22 protein-coding genes are annotated in these 20,424 nt (G+C 53.6%); 13 read left to right on the forward strand and 9 right to left on the reverse strand.

Features of this window, described 5'->3' with window-relative positions; genetic code table 11:
* The first annotated feature begins 96 nt into the window (after positions 1-96).
* The 3 genes from uhpT to ACQG11_RS09660 all read left to right on the forward strand — a co-directional run bounded on the left by uhpT (position 97) and on the right by ACQG11_RS09660 (position 3,258).
* A complete protein-coding gene (uhpT, locus tag ACQG11_RS09650) occupies positions 97-1,488 on the forward strand; it encodes a hexose-6-phosphate:phosphate antiporter (protein ID WP_023298970.1) in 1,392 nt (463 codons plus the stop codon).
* Positions 1,489-1,649: 161 nt separating this feature from the next.
* Positions 1,650-2,654 carry an alpha/beta fold hydrolase gene (locus ACQG11_RS09655; RefSeq protein ID WP_023298971.1) on the forward strand — a complete coding sequence of 335 codons (1,005 nt, stop codon included), beginning with the start codon at positions 1,650-1,652 and terminating at the stop codon, positions 2,652-2,654.
* 151 nt (positions 2,655-2,805) lie between these two features.
* Entirely contained in the window at positions 2,806-3,258 is a 453-nt protein-coding gene (locus ACQG11_RS09660) for a DUF1198 domain-containing protein (protein ID WP_014830062.1), read from the forward strand.
* On the opposite strand, the gene ACQG11_RS09665 is transcribed toward ACQG11_RS09660, so the two are convergent.
* Positions 3,255-4,175, reverse strand: coding sequence for a LysR family transcriptional regulator (locus ACQG11_RS09665; RefSeq protein WP_063150649.1), 921 nt, complete (start codon positions 4,173-4,175; stop codon positions 3,255-3,257). The genes ACQG11_RS09660 and ACQG11_RS09665 overlap by 4 nt on opposite strands.
* Positions 4,176-4,361: 186 nt before the next feature.
* On the opposite strand from ACQG11_RS09665, the gene ACQG11_RS09670 reads away from it, so the two are divergent.
* Genes ACQG11_RS09670 through ACQG11_RS09705 form a run of 8 tightly spaced genes read left to right on the forward strand, consistent with a single transcriptional unit; the run spans position 4,362 to position 10,286 of the window.
* Positions 4,362-4,973 carry a hypothetical protein gene (locus tag ACQG11_RS09670; protein ID WP_045308254.1) on the forward strand — a complete coding sequence of 204 codons (612 nt, stop codon included), beginning with the start codon at positions 4,362-4,364 and terminating at the stop codon, positions 4,971-4,973.
* A 10-nt stretch (positions 4,974-4,983) separates the two neighbouring features.
* Positions 4,984-5,760, forward strand: coding sequence for an AfsA-related hotdog domain-containing protein (locus ACQG11_RS09675; protein ID WP_045308253.1), 777 nt, complete (start codon positions 4,984-4,986; stop codon positions 5,758-5,760).
* Positions 5,753-6,586, forward strand: coding sequence for a hypothetical protein (locus ACQG11_RS09680; protein ID WP_045308252.1), 834 nt, complete (start codon positions 5,753-5,755; stop codon positions 6,584-6,586). The genes ACQG11_RS09675 and ACQG11_RS09680 overlap by 8 nt, the downstream gene beginning before the upstream one ends.
* A gap of 7 nt (positions 6,587-6,593) precedes the next feature.
* The gene (locus ACQG11_RS09685; RefSeq protein WP_045308251.1) at positions 6,594-6,818 is read left to right on the forward strand and encodes a 2-hydroxymuconate tautomerase; all 225 of its coding nucleotides are present in this window, start codon (positions 6,594-6,596) and stop codon (positions 6,816-6,818) included.
* Positions 6,819-6,821: 3 nt separating this feature from the next.
* The gene (locus ACQG11_RS09690) at positions 6,822-7,472 is read left to right on the forward strand and encodes an HAD family hydrolase (RefSeq protein ID WP_426728336.1); all 651 of its coding nucleotides are present in this window, start codon (positions 6,822-6,824) and stop codon (positions 7,470-7,472) included.
* Between the two features lie 21 nt (positions 7,473-7,493).
* A complete protein-coding gene (locus tag ACQG11_RS09695) occupies positions 7,494-8,714 on the forward strand; it encodes an MFS transporter (protein ID WP_063148196.1) in 1,221 nt (406 codons plus the stop codon).
* Positions 8,701-9,114 (forward strand): carboxymuconolactone decarboxylase family protein, encoded by a 414-nt coding sequence (locus tag ACQG11_RS09700; protein ID WP_028014973.1) that lies wholly within the window; start codon positions 8,701-8,703, stop codon positions 9,112-9,114. The genes ACQG11_RS09695 and ACQG11_RS09700 overlap by 14 nt, the downstream gene beginning before the upstream one ends.
* Complete coding sequence (locus tag ACQG11_RS09705) at positions 9,111-10,286, forward strand: acetyl-CoA C-acetyltransferase (protein WP_045308247.1); 1,176 nt, start codon at positions 9,111-9,113, stop codon at positions 10,284-10,286. The genes ACQG11_RS09700 and ACQG11_RS09705 overlap by 4 nt, the downstream gene beginning before the upstream one ends.
* A 62-nt stretch (positions 10,287-10,348) precedes the next feature.
* Here the strand turns inward: ACQG11_RS09705 and ACQG11_RS09710 are convergent, their stop codons facing one another.
* Positions 10,349-11,347, reverse strand: coding sequence for an aldo/keto reductase (locus tag ACQG11_RS09710; protein ID WP_045308246.1), 999 nt, complete (start codon positions 11,345-11,347; stop codon positions 10,349-10,351).
* Positions 11,348-11,553: 206 nt separating this feature from the next.
* On the opposite strand from ACQG11_RS09710, the gene nepI reads away from it, so the two are divergent.
* Entirely contained in the window at positions 11,554-12,744 is a 1,191-nt protein-coding gene (gene nepI / locus ACQG11_RS09715) for a purine ribonucleoside efflux pump NepI (RefSeq protein ID WP_023298972.1), read from the forward strand.
* A gap of 112 nt (positions 12,745-12,856) precedes the next feature.
* Here the strand turns inward: nepI and ACQG11_RS09720 are convergent, their stop codons facing one another.
* The 6 genes from ACQG11_RS09720 to ACQG11_RS09745 all read right to left on the reverse strand — a co-directional run bounded on the left by ACQG11_RS09720 (position 12,857) and on the right by ACQG11_RS09745 (position 18,781).
* Positions 12,857-13,762: an EamA family transporter gene (locus tag ACQG11_RS09720; protein WP_023305152.1), complete on the reverse strand. Its 906-nt coding sequence runs from the start codon at positions 13,760-13,762 to the stop codon at positions 12,857-12,859.
* Positions 13,763-13,909: 147 nt separating this feature from the next.
* Positions 13,910-15,289 (reverse strand): carbohydrate porin, encoded by a 1,380-nt coding sequence (locus ACQG11_RS09725; protein WP_426728337.1) that lies wholly within the window; start codon positions 15,287-15,289, stop codon positions 13,910-13,912.
* A gap of 138 nt (positions 15,290-15,427) precedes the next feature.
* Positions 15,428-15,730, reverse strand: a complete 303-nt coding sequence (locus tag ACQG11_RS09730; protein WP_014168006.1) for a PTS lactose/cellobiose transporter subunit IIA — start codon at positions 15,728-15,730, stop codon at positions 15,428-15,430.
* A 5-nt stretch (positions 15,731-15,735) separates the two neighbouring features.
* A complete protein-coding gene (locus ACQG11_RS09735; protein WP_022646564.1) occupies positions 15,736-17,112 on the reverse strand; it encodes a glycoside hydrolase family 1 protein in 1,377 nt (458 codons plus the stop codon).
* Positions 17,113-17,129: 17 nt separating this feature from the next.
* A complete protein-coding gene (locus ACQG11_RS09740; protein ID WP_022646565.1) occupies positions 17,130-18,455 on the reverse strand; it encodes a PTS sugar transporter subunit IIC in 1,326 nt (441 codons plus the stop codon).
* Positions 18,456-18,466: 11 nt separating this feature from the next.
* Positions 18,467-18,781 (reverse strand): PTS sugar transporter subunit IIB, encoded by a 315-nt coding sequence (locus ACQG11_RS09745; protein WP_058646772.1) that lies wholly within the window; start codon positions 18,779-18,781, stop codon positions 18,467-18,469.
* A 293-nt stretch (positions 18,782-19,074) separates the two neighbouring features.
* On the opposite strand from ACQG11_RS09745, the gene ACQG11_RS09750 reads away from it, so the two are divergent.
* Positions 19,075-20,025, forward strand: a complete 951-nt coding sequence (locus tag ACQG11_RS09750; protein ID WP_022646566.1) for a LacI family DNA-binding transcriptional regulator — start codon at positions 19,075-19,077, stop codon at positions 20,023-20,025.
* A gap of 50 nt (positions 20,026-20,075) precedes the next feature.
* Here the strand turns inward: ACQG11_RS09750 and ACQG11_RS09755 are convergent, their stop codons facing one another.
* On the reverse strand, positions 20,076-20,372 hold the full coding sequence (locus ACQG11_RS09755; RefSeq protein ID WP_063150646.1) for a YicS family protein: 297 nt from the start codon (positions 20,370-20,372) through the stop codon (positions 20,076-20,078).
* Positions 20,373-20,424: the final 52 nt, after the last annotated feature.

Here is a 20,424-nt window from a genome sequence, read left to right on the forward strand (position 1 = left end):
AAGAAATTTTCCCGGTTTCACCTGGACGCTGTCTCAGGCATCTCTCCTGGCTGGTTTTTACAATGCTGCAAAAATCAGCTCAGGAGTAACTCAGTCATGCTGGCCTTCTTAAATCAGGTGCGCAAGCCGACCCTGGATCTGCCGCTCGACGTGCGGCGCAAAATGTGGTTCAAACCGTTCATGCAGTCCTATCTGGTGGTCTTCATCGGCTACCTGACTATGTACCTGATCCGCAAAAACTTTAACATCGCGCAGAACGACATGATCTCCACCTACGGGCTGAGCATGACGCAGTTGGGGATGATTGGCCTGGGCTTCTCCATCACCTATGGCGTGGGGAAAACTGTCGTTTCCTACTATGCGGACGGCAAAAACACCAAGCAGTTCCTGCCGTTTATGCTGATCCTCTCTGCCATCTGTATGCTCGGCTTCAGCGCCAGCATGGGCGCGGGCTCCGTCAGCCTGTTCCTGATGATCGCCTTTTACGCCCTGAGCGGTTTCTTCCAGAGCACCGGCGGGTCGTGCAGCTACTCCACCATCACCAAATGGACGCCGCGCCGCAAGCGGGGGTCGTACCTCGGCATGTGGAACATCTCCCACAACCTCGGCGGAGCGGGTGCGGCAGGCGTGGCGCTGTTCGGCGCGAACTACCTGTTCGACGGTCACGTCATCGGCATGTTTATCTTCCCGTCGATTATTGCCCTGATTGTTGGCTTTATCGGCCTGCGCTACGGCAGCGATTCCCCGGAGTCGTACGGCCTCGGCAAAGCCGAAGAGCTGTTCGGGGAAGAGATCAGCGAAGAGGACAAAGAGACCGAAGAAAACGAGATGTCCAAATGGCAGATCTTTGTTGAGTACGTGCTGAAAAACAAAGTGATTTGGCTGCTCTGTTTCTCGAATATCTTCCTGTACGTGGTGCGTATCGGCATTGACCAGTGGTCCACAGTGTATGCCTTCCAGGAGCTGAAGCTTTCTAAAGAAGTGGCGATTCAGGGCTTCACCCTGTTTGAAGTGGGCGCGCTGGTCGGCACGCTGCTGTGGGGATGGCTCTCCGACCTCGCCAATGGCCGCCGCGCGCTGGTGGCCTGCGTCGCGCTGGCGCTGATTATCGCCACCCTTGGCGTCTACCAGCACGCCAGCAACCAGTACATTTACCTGGCGTCCCTGTTCGCGCTCGGCTTCCTGGTGTTTGGTCCGCAATTACTGATCGGTGTGGCGGCAGTGGGCTTCGTCCCGAAAAAAGCGATCGGCGCCGCCGATGGGATTAAGGGCACCTTCGCCTACCTGATCGGCGACAGCTTCGCCAAGCTGGGTCTGGGGATGATCGCCGACGGCACGCCAATTTTCGGCCTTACCGGCTGGGCGGGCACCTTCGCCGCGCTGGATGCCGCCGCGATTGGCTGTATCGTCCTGATGGCGATGGTTGCGGTGCTGGAAGAGCGTAAGATCCGACGTGAGAATCGTGCGCAGAAATTAAAAGTAGCCTGAGTGTGCAGGTAACTTCTTTGCCCGGTGTGTGATGCCGGGCTTTTTTATTTTGCACGGCCTACCTTTACTCCGCTTTACACACTCGCTCCTCTCTATGCTCTACAGTGTTTTTGCTGCCGCCTTTCGTGCAGCCTTAGCCCTTTTGCTAACGGAGAGCTTGCATGTTAACCCGACGATTGTCCTGCCTTGCGCTGCTGATGGCGCTGGCGTCCCCCGCAATGGCCGCGGATGCCCCCACCTACGGCGAGAAGCTGGAAGGTTTTGACTACGGCTGGCCGGTAAAACACTTTACCTTTACCTCGCAGAACCAGCCTCTGGATATGGCTTACCTGGACGTGAAACCGGAAAAACCCAACGGCCGCACCGTGGTGCTGATGCACGGCAAAAACTTCTGTGCTGGCACCTGGGACGGCACTATCCGCGCGCTGTCGGCCGGTGGGTATCGCGTGATCGCCCCTGACCAGATTGGTTTTTGTAAATCCACCAAGCCGGAGCATTACCAGTACACCTTCCAGCAGCTGGCGGATAACACCCACGCGCTGCTGAAAACGCTGGGCGTCGAGCGCGTGACGGTTATAGGACATTCGACCGGCGGCATGCTGGCAACCCGCTATGCGTTGATGTGGCCGCAGCAGGTGGAGCAGCTGGTGATGGTGAACCCGATTGGTCTGGAAGACTGGAAAGCGCGCGGCGTGCCGCATATTACGGTCGACCAGTGGTACCAGCGCGAGCTGAAAGTTAGCGCCGACGGTATTCGTCAGTACGAGAAAAACACCTACTACGCCGGGGAGTGGAAGCCGGAGTACGAGCGCTGGGTCACTATGCTCGCCGGGCTGAACAACGGGCCGGGCAAAGCTCGCGTGGCGTGGAACTCGGCGCTGCTCTACGACATGATTTATACCCAGCCGGTTGTCTATGAATTTAGCGAGCTGAAGATGCCGGTATTATTGATGATCGGCACTAAGGACAATACCGCCATCGGGAAAGATCTCGCCCCACCGGAGATCCGCAAGACGCTCGGCAATTACGCGGTGCTGGGCAAAGAGACGGCGAAGCGCATTCCGCACGCGACGCTGGTCGAGTTTAACGACATGGGCCACGCGCCGCAGATGCAGGATCCTGAACGTTTCCACGACGCGCTGCTGAAAGGGCTTCAGGCGCGCTGACGGGTCTCCAGCAACAGCCCGCGCAGCCACGCCTGCGCGGGATTGCTTTCATCGCAATTATCCAGCTTTTTTCGGTTCACTATTCTGGCCGTTCCCGCTGTTGACGCGCTGCGTTTCCCGCTATGATGGGCGGCTAGTCTAAGGAGAACGCATGGTCTGGATAATGCTGGCAACGCTTGCCGTGGTATTTGTGGTTGGATTTCGTGTCCTGACCTCAGACTCCCGCCGCGCCATCAAACGTTTAAGCGAGCGGCTGGGCATCACCCCGATGCCGGTCGAGTCGATGATCGATCAGTTCGGTAAAACGCCGGGCAATGAGTTTATCCGCTACCTCGAGCGCCCCGACGAGGCACATCTGCAAAATGCGGCGCAGGTGCTGCTCATCTGGCAGGTCTGCATTGTCGACGGCAGTGAAGAGAATCTGCATACCTGGCACCGTATGCTGCGTAAAGCCCGCCTTGCCGCACCCATTACCGATGCGCAAATTCGACTGGCACTTGGCTTTATGCGCGAAATGGAGCCCGATCCGCAGGAGCTGAACGCCTTCCAGCTGCGCTATAACCAGCTATTTCTGCCGGAAGAAGGTGTGTTTTATCTGCATTAAGCCTTTTTGGCGCACAAGATATTCTGAGCGTTCAGGATCTCCTCTCTGTTTTCATTGAGGCGAGTTGCAGCATAGATATCAATATTTAATCTCTTTGCCTCATCGTCCGTTAGTTCGCGATAGCATAGCCCCTCCTGATTGAAGGTGCATTTTGACTGAGGCAGCAGCGCAAACCCTTTCCCTCTTGCGATACGGCTTAGCATCACGAGGGAATCATCCGGCTCTTTAATACGCTTCAGCGGCGTTTTCAGCGTGTCAAAGTAGCTTTCGCATTTGTCATAGAATGACGGATTAGCGCTTCTCGAAAACCAAAAAAGTGGAAGATCGCTAATGTCTTGCAGCGAGACTTTCTCTTTCAGACTGGCAGGATGTAAAGAAGGCATTGCGATGAGCAACGGTTCCTGGCATACCCAGCGGTATTGAACAATGTCTTCATGACCCGTCCCTTTTTCCCCGGTCAGCACCAGATCCAGCATATTTTTAGACAAGCTTTGCAGCAGCTGTGCTGACGTCAGGTCGGGCGTTTCAACGTCATCTCCGGCGTTCATTTTTTGAAGCTGGGTATTTACAGGTTCAATATATTCAAAATTAAGCGTGCGCGTGAGACCGATGCGCAGACTCGTTTCTGAAGAGTGAGGGTCTTTTTTTAAGCTGCTGATGTCTTTGAGTATTTTTTCTGCCTGAACGACCAACGCTCGACCTGCTTCAGTAAGGCTAACGTCATGCGTGCTGCGACTGAACAACTGACGTTTCAACACCGCTTCAAGACATTTTATCTGACGCGTCAGAGGCGGTTGAGTCATGCGCAGACGTTCGGCAGCCTTACGAAAGTTCAGTTCATGTGCAACAGCGAGAAAGCATTGTAATTGTTTGATACTGGGCAGGTTATTGCTGATTAAATGTTCTGCTGTAGCCATACGTGGGTCCTAAGTGCGAAAAGGTATTTCGTCTTTTTCCATTTCGATATTACACGCTAAATGCTGGCAGCAAAACCCGTTTTAACAGTAATACAAAAAATATATTACAAATTTAACAATTCCAATAGTTTCCTGTATTGATAAATTTCTATCCGAATCCTCACTTAATCAATACTCGGAGTAATTATGTCGTCTAAATATGTACTGGTATCACGCTTCCCATTAAAAAACACTTTTTCTGAAAAAGAATTTACTTCCTTAAAAAGCAGTGAAACCGTTCGCTACTATACCTGTGAAGAAAACGGCGTTAATGAGTTGTTGGAATTACGCGCATTCAATGATATTAAAGAGATTGCATGGGTTGAGAATGAAATGGAATCCATGTTCCATCGTTTCTCTGAGGTTCTTTCTGCCGATATCCGTCGCGAACTGCTTAAGTTTGTTGAATCCCCAATTGATAATAAAAATAGCTTGCCAGAATCAAATTATATTCAACTCCGACACGTCGAAGTGCCTGCGCATAACTATCAGCAGTACCGTCAGTGGCGCGATGAAACCATTTTTAATGTTGTAAGAGATAACAAAGATAAGATTGAAAGTTTCGAAGCGTTTCATTCACTGATCAGCGGTGTTCCGGGTGTAATGTTTATCTCCTCATTCAACGGCGATAAATCAGCATATAAAGAAGCATTTACCAATGCGCGTTATCAGGAAATTATTCAACAGGCCGGCGATAACTTCATTACTGGCGGTAACGACGGCCTTTATACACGTATCTATCGTGCTTGCTGTTGTTGAGGGACAATGAATGAACTGTAAAAAGTTGGTAGTTGTTGGCGATAAATTTAATGAATTTGCCAATGGTAAAGATGTACTGACTATATCTCAGCTAGAATTATTGACTCAAATCCCTGCGAATATCATTGATAAAGAACATGAAATTATTGTTGGGCAGGGCGTGCGCAAGGATTTTGCTGGAAAGGTAATTTCAAATCAGGCAAGAAATGCGATCCATGGTAATAAGTTGAAAATATGCTCTCTGGAAAAACTGGTTAGCGACAAAAAAAATGCTTATTGCCATAAAAGACTGGAACAGAATGTACTTATAGGACCTGCGGAACAAGCTGAGCATAACCACGATCTTTATGCGATGCCGCTGTTAATCGATGAGCGTTGCGAATTGATGGCGGATCATCAGACGGGGCAGCATATTCAGGGAATGCTCCTGGTTGAAGCCAGCCGACAGGCCTTTATTGGCGTCACCGAAGAATTTATTTACCAACAGGAAAGCGGACGCTATTACGTCATTAACAGCATGGCAATCAATTTCGCCAGTTTCCTGTTCCCTTTACCGGCGCTGGTCCACTTTGAATTTCTTGAAAAAGATATTAACGACCGCCGGGGGCGTTTCAAGGCTCAGGTTCGCGTCACTCAGCACCAAACGCTTTGCGCGACAATGGATGTCTCGTTCACCGTTTATCCTTCCGCCCTGATTACAGAGAGAGAGAAATCTCTGGCTGAGGTTGCCATGCAGGCGACCATTGTTGAGCAGCAAGGGGTGACTCAGGGGGTAACGCATGCCTGAATTGCGTAGCCAGAAATACCGTCTGGCTGCTACCACGCAGGGGCCGCTTTACCCCCCTGCGGAGGTCATGGACGGGAAGGGTAATTTTGTCGTGGTTGGCATGGTGCCAGGAGATAATGGACTGCAGTGGCGAAGCGTCATTGTCTCTCCGGACAGCCCGCTTCCGGCATTTGGGGAAGTCGCACCCTATAACATTCTGTGCGATCTGAAAAAGATGACTCAGGACGCGTTGAAGGACATCATTCTTCATACTCTTCCTTTACCCATTCCGATGAACAACTATCGGATGATTTTCTCCCCAGAACAGCGGCCGCAGGCCAATAATGAAATAAGGCCTGGCCTGCCACTTCATGAAGGCTATATCGCGGATTATCGAAGCAGCGATGGAAAGCGAGAGATCGAGCCAGTGACCCTCGCTGCCTGGCTAGAGGCAGAGGGCACCTTTGAGGTCACATTGTCCGAAGATAAGAAACGAGCCAGGTTCACGTTTTCGTTCCGGAGCCTTGTTCCGGATAGCGTTTACACCGTGATGAGTCTCAGGGAAAACGATCTAGCCTCGGAGGATCCGAGCAGGCCAGGTCCGCTGGGAATACCCAACGTATTTATAACCGATAGCGAAGGTAATGCCGAATATTGGGCAGAGTTGACCGATCCTTTTCCGGCTCCGGCGAGGAAAGGAAACAGAATTATTAACGTAGTCGTACTTTATATGAGCTCGCGTCAGAGCTACGGCGGTGCAATTGGCTTTTACGGTCTTGGTGGCGATATCCATGCCCAATTAAAACTCAAAGGCCGTTCCTTCGATGAATTTACAACTATAGAGTGAGAAAAGTATGCCATTTGTTCATGTTATGACCTGGCCTGCGAAAGATGAAAATCAAATCATCAGACTCCAGGAAGATATTACATTTGCCGTTCACAAAAATACGGGTGCGCCGCTCGATAAAATTTCCGTGGTGGTTTCTGAAATTGCCCCTTCCCGCTGGGCGGATGCAGGCGTGTCTGGGAAGGATAAAGATTTTCCTGTTAAGAGTCGAAGAAAAAACTACGAGGAATAAAGTTTGCGTAAACATGCCGCTTTTTTTGATGTTGATGAAACGCTTATAAATATTAAAAGCATGTTTGATTTCTATGATTTCTGGTGCAGGGAAAATAATCAAAACGATCGTCTTCAACGCTATATGTCTCGTTTTCGCGCCGACGTAAAAAACGGTGTGCTAAGGGAGACTCTGAACCGAGAATATTATCGCCAGTTTAAAGGTGTGTCTTGTCGTTATCTGGAAGAAATGGGTGAGAAGTGGTTCAGGCGTAAGCTGGAAAGCGAGTTTTTTACTGAGAGTGCTGTTTCAGCCCTTAAAAAACATCAGAATCAGAACATGTATACCGTATTTATATCGGGCTCTATGCTTCCGATTCTTTCACCTATTGCAAAATATCTTGGGGTAACGGAAGTACTCTGTGCGCCGGTGATAATAAATGACGCAGGTGAGTTGACGGGTGAAATCGGCCTGCCTCAAACAATTGGAACAGGTAAAAAAGACGCGCTTTTAGCCTTTTGCGATGATAAAGAGATTAACCCCGCGGATTGTTATGCCTACGGCGACGATCTTTCGGATATTCCAATGCTTGAAGCCACTGGCCATCCCGTGTGTGTGGGAAAGCATTCCGCGCTTACCAGATATGCAACTGAAAAAAATTGGCACATTATTTAAATCCTTATTGAGGTAAGTAGTATGACTTCAGAACTCTCTCCGCAAAATATGACGTTAAGGTCATGGCTTGCTTTATTCATTCTGGCTATTTCAACCTTTACTATTGTCACCACCGAACTGGCGCCAGTCGGATTATTAACGCCAATCGCAGAGGGGCTACAGTCTTCGGAATCTGCGGTGGGCATGACCGTGTCGCTTTATGCTTGGGTGGGGGCGTTGAGTGCGCTGTTTGCCTCCGTCTGTTTAGGAAATGTGTCCAGAAAGCGGCTTTTACTTGTGCTCACCGTGGTGCTTCTGGTCTCTAACGTTATGGCTGCGACGGTAAACGTCTATAGCATGCTGCTTAGCGCCCGCGTACTGGGTGCGCTCGCTCACGGCGCATTCTGGGCGATGATCGGCGCGACGGCGGTGGCTATGGTCCCTGCCAGATATATAGGGGCCGCGACGTCAATCGTATTTGGTGGTGTTTCCGCAGCAAGCGTTTTTGGCGTACCGGTATCCAACTATATTGGTATTCACTTCGGCTGGCGTCAGGCATTTTGGCTGATGGCCGCGCTGAGCGTAATTGCCTTTGTGGGTATTAGCGTTCTTGTTCCCCGGATTACCAGCAAAAGCGCGCTCGGGCTGGATGCGCTTAAAGGCGTGCTGAAATCATCAACATTATGGAAAATCTACTCAGCAACCTTGCTGGCTGTGACAGCTCACTTTGCCGCCTTTACGTACATTGAACCCTGGCTACACACGCAGAGTTCACTGTCCACCACCATTATTCCTGCTGTGCTTTTTGTTTACGGCATCGCGGGACTTGCAGGTAATTTCCTGACCGGCGTGTTGATTGATAAGTATCTCAAGCTGACGGTCTCTTTGTCTGTACTGCTAATCTGTGCAGTGCTGTTGTTCCTGGGCCTGTCTGGTTCCTCGCTCTCTGCTGCGTTGATCTTCACAAGTATGGTTATCTGGGGTGTCGCCGTATCAGGAATATTTGTCGGTTTCCAGACGTGGGTTTTACGTATGGCAGAGGATAAAGCCTTCCCGGCCTCCGCAATCTACGTTTCGTTTTTCAATACCGCCATTGGTATCGGTGCGTCAGTCGGTGCCTGGATGGTTTCATCATTTTCAATGCCGCTCCTGTATATCGTCGCCGGTACGGCCATCGGTCTGTCCGTTCTGCTTGTCGCGGTTATTCCGGCAACGTTGACCGCAAAACAATCCCGTATGGAGAAATCTTATGAGTCAAATTAATGACCGCACGCGTTATGGCAGAGAGATTATGGACCGTCTTGAAGCGGGGCTCGCGGATAAAGTCACCCGCCGCCTGAGCGAGCTGGACCCGGGGCTGCCCGCCCTGATTACCGACTATGCGTTCGGGGATGTGGTGGGTCGTCCGGGACTGGATCTCAAAACGCGCGAAATGTTGACCGTCGCCTCGCTTGTGACGCTGGGTAATGCCATGCCGCAGCTAGAACTGCATATGAGAGGCGCGCTCAATACCGGCGTGACGCCGGAAGAGCTGCTTGAAATTGTGATACAGATGGCGGTATATGCTGGCGTTCCCGCCTGCATGAATGGTCTTACTGCATACCGCGCGGCAATGGCCGCGACGGGCCATACCTTGCCAGGACTGAAGGGAAGTGACGCATGAGCGAGATTGTTATTATTGCAGCCCGCCGCACGGCGACGGGCGCATTTCAGGGCGCGCTTGCGGAGCATTCAGCCTCTGACCTGGGAAGCCGCGTCATTCAGGCGCTCCTGAAAGAATCTGGCGTAGAAGCCAGTCATATCTCTCAGGTCATTATGGGACAGGTTCTTACTGCGGGGTGCGGCCAGAACCCGGCCCGACAGTCGGCACTGAATGCTGGATTGCCCGTAGATACGCAATGCCTGACGGTAAACAAAGTGTGCGGGTCCGGGCTTAAGGCGGTCCATCTTGGCATGCAGGCGCTGAAGACGGGTGAAGCTGAGTTTGTTATCGCCGGTGGCCAGGAGAGTATGTCCAACGCGCCGCATATCGCCACGACGTCGCGTAGCGGAACGCGGCTGGGTAATATTACTCTCAAAGATAGCCTGGTTTCTGACGGGCTCTGGGATGCCTTCAACGATTATCACATGGGTATCACCGCAGAGAATGTTGCGACGGAGTTTGGTATCAGCCGCGAAATGCAGGATGAATATGCCCTTGTCTCTCACCACAATGCGCTTGAAGCGCAGGCGCGTGGCATTTTCGAGCGTGAAATTATCCCTGTTGAGTGGCAGACGCGAAAAGGTGAAACGATAAGCGTGGAGAGGGATGAAGGACCCCGTGCAACCAGTATCGAAAAATTGACGAAACTGAAGCCTGTCTTCCGAAAAGAGGGTACGGTGACGGCGGGAAATGCTTCATCGTTGAATGACGGTGCCGCTGCGGTCCTGCTTTGTACGCGTGAGACTGCCGAAGCGCGTGGCTTGCCGGTTCTGGCATCGCTGGGCGTATTTTCCAATTCCGGTATCCAGCCGGCATTAATGGGTGCAGCCCCGATTCAGGCCATTGCCGACTGTCTTTCCCGCTCGGGATGGAAGCCTGAGGATGTCGATCATCTTGAATCCAACGAAGCGTTTGCCGCCCAGGCGCTGGCCGTGATTCAGCAGACCGGGATTTCTCCGGATCGTATCAATCCATACGGCGGGGCAATCGCGCTTGGGCATGCGATAGGTGCATCTGGCTGCCGAATTTTGGTGACGCTGGTTCATTCCCTGATCCGTAATGATGCCAGGCGTGGCGTTGCCGCACTGTGCGTTGGCGGCGGGGAAGGCGTCGCGTTGAGCGTTTATCGCTAACGGCGTATCTGTGAATATAAAAAAACCGGGGAAACCCGGTTTTTTATTTTCAAGATGCTGTATCAGGCATTCACGCCCTTCATACCCTCGGCAGAATAACGATCGCCTTTAATCGCTACCCGGCGATGAAGGTTGTTCAACGATTCGATATCGCTCTTCTCAAGCACAGTATCGGCAGCGCGCGCGTTTTCGGCCAGATAGTTGACGTGCTTAGTACCCGGAATGGGAACCAGCCGATCGTATTGTGCTAACAGCCAGGCAAGCGCAATCTGACCTGCGGTACAGCCGTACTTTGTCGCCAGTGGGGTAATGATATCGAGCAACTGGCGATTATGATCGAGGCTGGACTGAACAAATCGTTCGTTATTCTTGCGGAAATCACCTTCTGCAAAATCGTTGTTGTTCAGGTATTTTCCCGTCAGGAAGCCTCTGCCAAGAGGTGAGTAGGGCACCAGGCCAATACCTAGCGCTTTCACGACCGGCAAAATGTTTTCCTCGATGTCTCGTGTCCACAGAGAATATTCTGTTTGCAATGCGGTGACCGGATGCACCGCATGAGCCCGTTGCAGCGTTGAAGCCGACACTTCGCAAAGGCCGATGTGGTTGATCTTGCCCTCTTTAACAAGGGTGCGCAGACAATCCATACTCTCTTCGATCGGGGTTGCGTTGCTCACTCTGTGAAGATAAAAGAGGTCGATTCGTTCCACGCCAAGCCGCTTTAGGGACTCATTACAGCAGCGGATGATATAATCAGGCGTATTGTTGATAGTGCGGGCGTAGGACTCGTCAGGAGAGCGATCGATGCCGCACTTCGTGGCGATTTTAAACTGCTCACGAGTGCTTTTATCCAGACCGGCAAGAAAATGACCAATCAGTCTTTCATTATGACCACGACCATATAAATTTGCGGTATCAATAAACGTCACATTTAGATCGATAAGGCTATGCAATACCTGTAGTGAGGCTTTGTCATTAGTCTGGCCATAAAATTCACTCAGACCCATGGCACCGTAGCCGACGGCACTGACGGTAAGATTTTGAGATAAAGTACGTGTTTTCATAGTTTCTCCTTTTCAGACGCTATGATTGTTTCACCTCAATTGTGGTTACTGAATTTTCATTTTCGTTATGCTGAAAAGGTATCAGTGACCGCCGATCTGTCTTCCGAATCTTTAAAAACGGCAAAAGTTGTCAAATCGTTAAATTCGTCACACTTTTGATGATAAACTGCGCGACTTTTCCGCACGTTTTTATCTCAGGTGATGCCATGACAGAACATATCCAGCCCACGACTCCGCCGCAGGCCAAAGAGGTGTCTCGCCCCAACTGGTCGGCGGTTTTCTCCGTGGCATTTTGCGTCGCCTGCCTGATCACCGTTGAGTTTCTGCCGGTCAGCCTGCTGACGCCGATGGCGCAGGATCTGGGCATTTCCGAAGGCGTGGCGGGGCAGTCCGTTACCGTCACCGCCTTTGTGGCGATGTTCGCCAGCCTGTTTATCACCCAGGCGATTGGCACCATTGACCGTCGTAAAGTGGTCATTCTGTTCAGCGTGCTGCTGACGCTCTCCTGCCTGCTGGTCTCTTTCGCTGAAAGCTTCACCCTGCTGCTGCTGGGTCGCGCCTGCCTGGGGCTGGGGTTAGGCGGCTTCTGGGCGATGTCGGCCTCGCTGACCATGCGCCTGGTGCCCGCGCGCACCGTGCCAAAAGCGCTGTCCGTTATCTTCGGCGCGGTCTCTATTGCGCTGGTGATTGCCGCGCCGCTGGGCAGCTTCCTTGGTGGGATTATCGGCTGGCGTAACGTCTTTAACGCGGCGGCAGTGATGGGCGTGCTGTGCATTATCTGGGTGTGGAAAGCGCTACCGTCTCTGCCGGGTGAAGCGGCGCACCACAAACAGAACATGTTCGCGCTGCTCAAGCGTCCGGGCGTGCTGGCGGGGATGACCGCCATCTTCATGGCCTTTGCCGGGCAGTTTGCCTTCTTTACCTATATTCGCCCGGTGTATATGACCATGGCGGGCTTTGACGTGGATGGCCTGACGCTGGTGCTGCTGAGCTTCGGTATCGCCAGCTTCGTCGGCACCTCACTGTCGTCTCAGTTCCTGAAGCGCTCCCTGAAGGTGGCGCTGGCGGGTGCGCCGCTGGTGCTGGCGATCAGTGCCGCGGTGCTGGTGCTGTGGGGCAGCGACAAGTGGGTCGCATCGGCGATTGCGATTGTCTGGGGCTTTGCCTTTGCGCTGGTGCCGGTGGGCTGGTCGACGTGGATCACCCGCTCGCTTGCCGATCAGGCGGAAAAAGCCGGGTCGATTCAGGTGGCGGTGATCCAGCTGGCGAACACCTGCGGCGCGGCGGTGGGCGGCGTAGCGCTCGACCATCTGGGGCTGACGTCACCGCTGGTGATCTCCGGTACGCTGATGCTGCTGACCGCGCTGCTGGTGGCGGGGAAGGTTAAGGCGAAGTAGTCAATTTTCCCCCTCACCCTAACCCTCTCCCCATAGGGGAGAGGGGACTGCTCGGTGCTGTCTTTTCACCCTCGCCCCTTTGGGGAGAGGGCCGGGGTGAGGGGACATTCGCTTACGCCGATGCCTTAACCCTTCTGCGTGAATCCATCGAAATCAGCACCACCGACGACACAATCAGCAGCGTTCCCAGCCAGTCCGGCAGGGTGAATGCCACCCCCAGCAAAACCACCGACAGCAGCGCGCTGCTCAGGGGTTCGGCGCAGCTCAAAATGCTTGCCTTCGGCCCGCCGATCATCTGCGCGCCCTTCAGATACAGGCTGAACGTCAGCGCGGTGCCAATCACCACCAGGTAGAAAAACGCCAGCAGCAGGCCGCCGTCAATGGCGAAGGTGGTGCCGCGTCCGGCGTAGAACGGCGTCAGCATTAGTCCCGCAATCAACATACTCCAGCCGACAATCGGCAGCGTGCCGTAGCGGGCGATAAGCGTTGATGGATAGGTGGTGTAAAACGCCGCGGCAAACGCCGAGGCGATACCGAAGAACAGTGCGGCAGGCGAGATGGAGAGCGACGTCGGATCGCCGTGGGTCACCAGCAGGAAGGTACCCACAAGCGATGTCAAAATCGCGGATAAGACAAATATGCCGGGACGCGTTTTCCGCGCCAGGGCGAACCACGCCACTATGATGGTTGGCGACAGGAACTGAAGCACGGTGGCCGTAGCGGCGTTGGATTTTTCAATCGTCAGCAGGAAGGTGAGCTGCACGGTGAGCGCGCCAACCAGTGAGAAAAACAGCAGGCTGAGGGCGTCTTTGCGGTTTTTGATGACCGAGAAAATCTTGTCGCCGTGAACGAAGGAGAGCGTCAGCAGGATCACGCCGGTAAACAGCAGACGAACCATGGTCAGGTAAGGCGAAGAAATGTGGCTTTTCTCCATGATGTACTGCGCGCAAACCCCGGAACTGCCCCATAAAACGGCGGCGATCAGGACGTTGAGCATCCCTTTGCGTGTGGAACCCATGTTCTCCCCTGTTATGTTGTCGTTAATTGGCCAACAGCATAGCATGGTTGTGTGCGGCCTGATGCCCTCACCCCGGCCCTCTCCCACGGGGAGAGGGGGAAAACCGTAGGCCGGGTAAGCGTAGCGCCACCCGGCATGTTGTTGACCTTAGAACCACGCCTCCCACATCGCGCCGACGTTGAAGTCGTCCAGCGTCTCATCTTTGGTGTTGTTCACGCGCGCGGTGCGTTCGTTGTCCACTTTGCCGCCGGTCACGTAGAAGCGCAGCATCGGACGGAACTCCGGCCCCATGGCGATAGACATGTTCTGCGACAGGGTCAGCTTCCAGCCCTTGTTGTCGCCGCCGTTGTCGTAATCTACGTGCTGCCAGCCCGCTTCCAGCCAGGTGGAGTGAACGTCGTTCCACCAGTGCATCGGGCGCACGATGGCGTTGTAGTTCTTACGGTTGTCGGTGTCATCACGGCTGTTGTCATAGTCGTGGAAGGCGAGGATGTACTCCACCTGCGTGGCCTGGGTGAATTTATACAGCCCTTCGAAGCTGGCGTAGACCGTGGTCAGATCTTCGGTTTTGTTGAACACGCTGTTGTCCGAATTATCGGAGTAGCGGGCGATCACCTTGTTCACACCGCTGTCGTTGGTGTGGCTCAGCACCACGCCGCCCTGCCAGGCGTTCAGACGTTCGTCGCTCTCAACGGCTTTGGAGTCAAAACCGTAGTTGGCGTACAGCTCCAGGTCGATCGGGCCGAGCTTCATGCCGTGGATTTTTGAGGTGGCAGCGTAGTTGCCCTTGTCACCCGTGCCGGAGCCGCCGGTACAGGTGATGCGCGACGGGTTGGATTCATCTTCCATCACTTCCGGGCTACAGGATTCCACCGCCGCCACGGCAGCCACGTCGAACTGCACACCGCCGATGTCGAAGTTCTTCACCCCGGCGCCCTGGCCATCGTGGTTCATCCAGAAGTAATCGTTGATGCCCTGCTGCGGACGCTGGTGGAAGTCACGACCGGCCCAGAAGTAGGCGTTCGGGTTGGAGGCCATAATGTTGGTCACCCCGGCGTAGGCTTTTTTGAGGTTAACTTCGTCGGCCCAGTGGTCGATCATCACGTTGATGTCCCAGATGGCGCCGTTATCACCCTTGAAGGCCTTGGAGAGCTGGAATTCCCCGCCGTTGCCTTCGTTACCCAGACGACCAATCGCGGACGCGCCGTTGTAGGAGCCGTCCACCGCCACATACTTCTGGTCAGCGGCCTGGAAGTGCGCGCCGTAGCGGGCGTAGCCGGTAAATTTGATGCCAAACGGAATCGCCATGTCCGGGGATTGCGCTGCGCTCTGCGGCTCGGTGATGACGTCCGCTTTTTTCGCGACCGCCGCATCCATTTTCGCCTGACGCTCGGCCAGGGCTTTATCCACCGCTTTCGCCACAATGGCGTCGATTTGCTCCTGCGTAAATTCTTGCGCGAGCACGGAAATTGGACAAAGCGCGGCGATAACCGCCATGGTTAATGGAAGTTTTTTAATCGTATTCATGGTTATCTCAATATAGTTTAATTTTATTCAGACAATAACCATCCCGCTCCGATCTGACAGAATATGTCGCTATCATCAGAACAAGTGGATTTCTAGTTTTAGGTACAGAGGTATTACATTAATTTATTTCGCCATAGACTATCTCTGATATAAATGAATAATCTCTTCAGATAATTCACGCGCTAATAGCGAATTCATTAAATGATCCTGCGCGTGCACCATAATTAAGGTCATCGGCTGGCGGGCTTCGCCCGCGTCCTGCTCGATCAGTTTGGTCTGCATCTTGTGTGCCTGGCGCGCGTAGCCATCGGCTTCACGCAGCAGGCTTTTGGCTTCGTCAAGGTTGCCCTGGCGCGCCGCATGCAGCGCTTCGAAGCACAGGCTGCGGGACTGACCGGCGTTGACGATAATTTCCATTACGGCTTCTTCTAATGCGATCATCATTTTTACTCTTTATCAAAGCAATTATTTAAGGCGGTAGCGGCAAACCACTCTCCGCTTTTTTTAATGGTGCGCTGCTGCGTCTCCAAATCGAGCTGAATAAAACCGTAGCGGTTTTTATAGGCATTGCACCACGACCAGTTATCAATAAACGTCCACATATGGTAGCCCAGACAATTGCAGCCTTCGCTAATACCTTTATGCAGCCACGCTAAATGCTCAGAAATAAATTCGATGCGGTACCGATCGTTTATCTGACCGTTTTCAATAAAGCGCTGCTCGTTTTCGACACCCATCCCGTTTTCAGAAATAAAACAGCGGGGGTTACCGTAATTGTCGCGCAGGTTAACCAGAATATCGTAAATACCCGGCTCGTAGATTTCCCAGCCGCGGTACGGGTTCATCTTACGGCCCGGCATCTCGTAGCTATCAAAGAACCACTCCGGCATAAACGGCGCCTGCGGGTTCACCGCGCTGTCGCGACACTTCACGCGACGCGGCTGATAGTAGTTAACGCCGAGCAGGTCGATTTTCCCTTCCGCAATCAGGAAACCGTCTTCCGGCTTGCAGGCGGGTAGCTGATCGTAAGATTTCAGCAATGCCACCAGGTCGGCCGGATACTCCCCGCGCAGCACCGGGTCGAGGAAGCTGCGGTTAAACATCAGATCCGCGATATGCGCCGCCTTCACGTCCGCCGGGTTCTGCGAACGCGGGTATGACGGCGTCAGGTTCAGCACGATGCCGATCTCCCCCGCGTAATGCCCGGCGCGGTAAGCCTGAACGGCCTTCGCATGGGCCAGCACCGTGTGATACGCCACGGTCGCCGCCCGACGAAAATCCACCACGTTCGGGTAATGGAAATCGTACAGATAACCGCCTTCCACCGGCACGATCGGCTCGTTGAAGGTAAACCAGTGCAGCACGCGGTCGCCAAACAGCTCGAAGCAGATCTGCGCATAGCGGGCGTAGGCGTCCACTACGTCACGGTTTTCCCAGCCGCCGATCTCCTGCATCGCCATCGGCATGTCGAAATGGAACAGGGTGATAAACGGCGTGATGCCCTGTTCATTCAGCTCATCAATGACCTGATTATAAAAATCGACCGCGTCCGGGTTCACTTCACCGATACCGTCGGGGATCAGGCGCGCCCAGCTAATCGAGGTGCGAAAGCTGTTGTGGTTCAGCTGCTTCAACAGCTGAATGTCCGTTTTCCAGTGCTGATAAAACGTGGAGGTATGCTGCGGTCCCACGCCGTTGTGAAAACGGTTCGGCTCGCGGGAAAACCAGTAGTCCCACGTGGTTTCACCCTCTCGTGTCCCTTCCGTCTGGAGAGCGGAGCTTGCGCTGCCCCACCAGAAGTTATCGGGAAATGCGTATTTCATGACCCTTCCTCTTTGACTTAATTGCTAACTGTTTCAGCGGTGCCGACGGTTGCCTGGGCTTTCTGCTCTTCATTTTTGATGAGCGTACGCTCATAGGCGCGCAGGAACGGCAGGTACATCAGCGCCGACATCACCATGCAGACCAGGCACATCACCACCGGGCTGAGCGCCCAGTTCGCCGCCCACGAGGCGCCAATCGGCGCGGGCGTGGTCCACGGGGTTAACGAAACCACCTGGGCCAGCCAGCCGAGTTTGGTTGCGCCGTACGCCAGGCAGGCATTGACCAGCGGAACAAACACGAACGGGATAAACAGCATCGGGTTCATGATGATCGGCGCGCCGAACAGAATCGGTTCGTTGATGTTAAAGAAGCTTGGCACAACGCCCATTTTGCCGATGGTGCGCAGGTGAGTGGCGCGGCTGCGCAGCAGCAGGAACGCCAGCGGCAGGGTCGAGCCTACGCCGCCAATCAGCAGGTAGTGATCCCAGAAACCTTGCAGATAAACGTGCGGCAGCGCCGCGCCCGCCGCCAGCGCCGCCTGGTTTGCAGAGAGGTTCGCCATCCAGAACGGGTTCATGATGCCGGTGACAATCAGCGACCCGTGGATACCGGCAAACCAGAAGATCTGGCACAGCAGAACGGAGAGCAGAATCGCGGGCAGCGAGTCAGACGCGGACACCAGCGGCTCCAGCAGGTGCATAATCGCCTGCGGGATGATCATCCCGGTCTGCGCTTCAATGAACAGGTTCAGCGGATGTAGGGTACCAATCACCACCATCACCGGGATCAGGATCTCAAACGAACGCGCCACGCCGGTCGGCACCTCTTTCGGCAGGCGGATGGTGACGTTGTTCTGCTTCAGCCACGCGTACACACGGGTGGAGTAGATCGCGGTGATAAGCGCAGTGAAGATGCCCTGACCCGACAGATACTGCGTCGAAATTTTGCCGTCGGCATACGGCGCGGCGACCAGCAGGAAGGCCATAAAGGCCAGCAGACCGGACATCACCGGATCGAGGTTAAACTGACGCCCCAGGCTCGCCCCAATCCCCACCGAGATGAAGAAGGTCATCACGCCCATGCTGAGGTTAAAGGGCAGCATCAGCTGTTCGCGGTAGGTCTCGGAGAAATCCAGCCAGCCGCGGGCGAAGCTGTTGGTGGTATCCGCCGAAAACGGCGGGAAGATAAACACCAGCATAAACGAGCCGATGATCATAAACGGCAGCGCGGCGGTAAAGCCGTCGCGGATGGCAATCACATACTTTTGCTGACCGAGCTTCGCGGCCAGCGGCGTAATTGACTGTTCAATCACCGCGACCATGGATTGATATAACGAACTCATGTGAACACCTTTTAGTGTGCCGCTTCGATGAGCGACAGAGCATAGTCCAGTACTTTATCGCCACGCTGCATGCCATAGTCCATCATGTCGATGGGCTGCACCGGTATGCCTTGCGTCGCTGCCTTGTCTGAGAGTGTCTTTAACATGTATTTCACTTGCGGTCCGAGAAGCACCACCTGATAGTGCGGAAAATGCGTATCAAATTCGGATACGCCATACGCATCTATCTTCACGGGCAAGCCCCGTTCTTTTGCAACATCGATCATTTTGCTGACCAGCAGGCTGGTGGACATCCCGGCAGAGCAGCACAGCATAATCTTGAACATCGACGACCATCCTCAAAGTGTAAAAAGTTATTGCGATGATGATTGGACATGATACGGAAACCGGTTTCCATTCATAAAAGACAGAAGTGTGACAACCATCAATATCCACTACTTATGACGCTAATTAACCGGATGTGGGTCACATAATTCGGCTGTTTTGACATCAAATTGAGTGGAAACGGAAAATCGGTTTCCATGGAAAACGGAAACGGATATACTCCGTTCTGGCTATAATGTGAGCCGTAGCGGTGATGGAAATTACAGACGCCAGTTGCGTCTGACAGGGGAGAGAGATGTCTACAATCAACGATGTATCGCGTCTGGCCGGGGTGTCCAAAGCCACGGTATCACGGGTGTTGAGCGGGTCGCGTGGCGTTAAAGAAGCCAGCCGACAGGCTGTTCTGAGAGCGGTGGATGAGCTGAACTATCGTCCGAACGTGATCGCCCAGTCGCTGCTCAGCCAGTCGACGGGCTGCATTGGGGTGATTTGCGCGCAGGAGAACATTAACCAGACCACCGGTTACCTGTACGCGCTGGAAAAACACCTCAGCCAGCATCAAAAACATCTGCTGCTGCGTTTCGCACACACGAAAACAGAAGTGATGAACGCCCTTGAAGAACTCTCCTGCGGCTTATGTGATGACATTCTGGTGATTGGCGCGCGTTTCCCGCTGGACGTGGACATGGACAACGTCATTCTGGTCGACTGTATGGAAGCCGATAACGCCAACAGCATTCAGTTCGATCACGCGTTCGCGGCTGAAACGGCCTGCAACTATCTCACCAGCCAGGGGCGTCGCCAGATAGCACTGATCCACCCGCACGGCAGCGGCTTTGCCGATCAGGTGCTGCTGGGTTACAAACATGCGCTGGAGAAAAACTTCCTGCCCTTTAATCGCAACCTCGTGTTTATGGACGCGACTTCATCGTCCGTTGCGCTTCAGGAATTACTCAACAACGCGTCCACGCTGAACTTCAACGCGCTGCTGGTGGCAGACGAGCAGGAAGCCCAGCGGGTGATCCCGCAGTTACAGGCGTTTAATAAATCGGTACCGGAAGACATCATGGTCTTCAGCCTCGGCGGTTCGCTGCATCTCCCGGGTATTCCGGTGATCCCGGCCATTGAGTATTCCATGGACGCCATGGCGGCGCGCATCGTGAGCTGGCTGACGGCGAAAACGCAGATGCTCGGGTCCTACGTTCTGCGTGGGGATTTGATTATTCCGGATGTGCGGAAGCGTTAAACATGTGATGTAGGCCGGGTAAGGCGCAGCCGCCACCCGGCGCTCAACCCTCAGTAATCTTCCATACAATCCACCTGACTTACTGCATCCCAGTAGGCGTTAAGGTTGTCACGCTTCACGGCGGTGATGGCATTTTTGATCAGCAGCTGATTGGCCTCAGACGACAAAATCATCGCCTGCCAGGCCTTATCGCTCTGCTTTTTCTGCGGGGTACAGGTTTTCTTCACATCTTTCAGGACCTGCTGTTTTATCTGGGCCTCTTTCTCCGGAGCGCTCTTCTCCTGCGCGTGAACAAACGCAGCGAAAATCAGGCAAACGAGCAGGCAAACCAGGTGTGCAGATTTCATTGAGACCTCCGGTAAAGTCACAGGCTTTCCCTGAAATGTATCGTTACATTCA

The organism is Enterobacter cloacae complex sp. 372C4 (assembly GCF_050030615.1).
Lineage (GTDB): Bacteria > Pseudomonadota > Gammaproteobacteria > Enterobacterales > Enterobacteriaceae > Enterobacter > Enterobacter intestinihominis.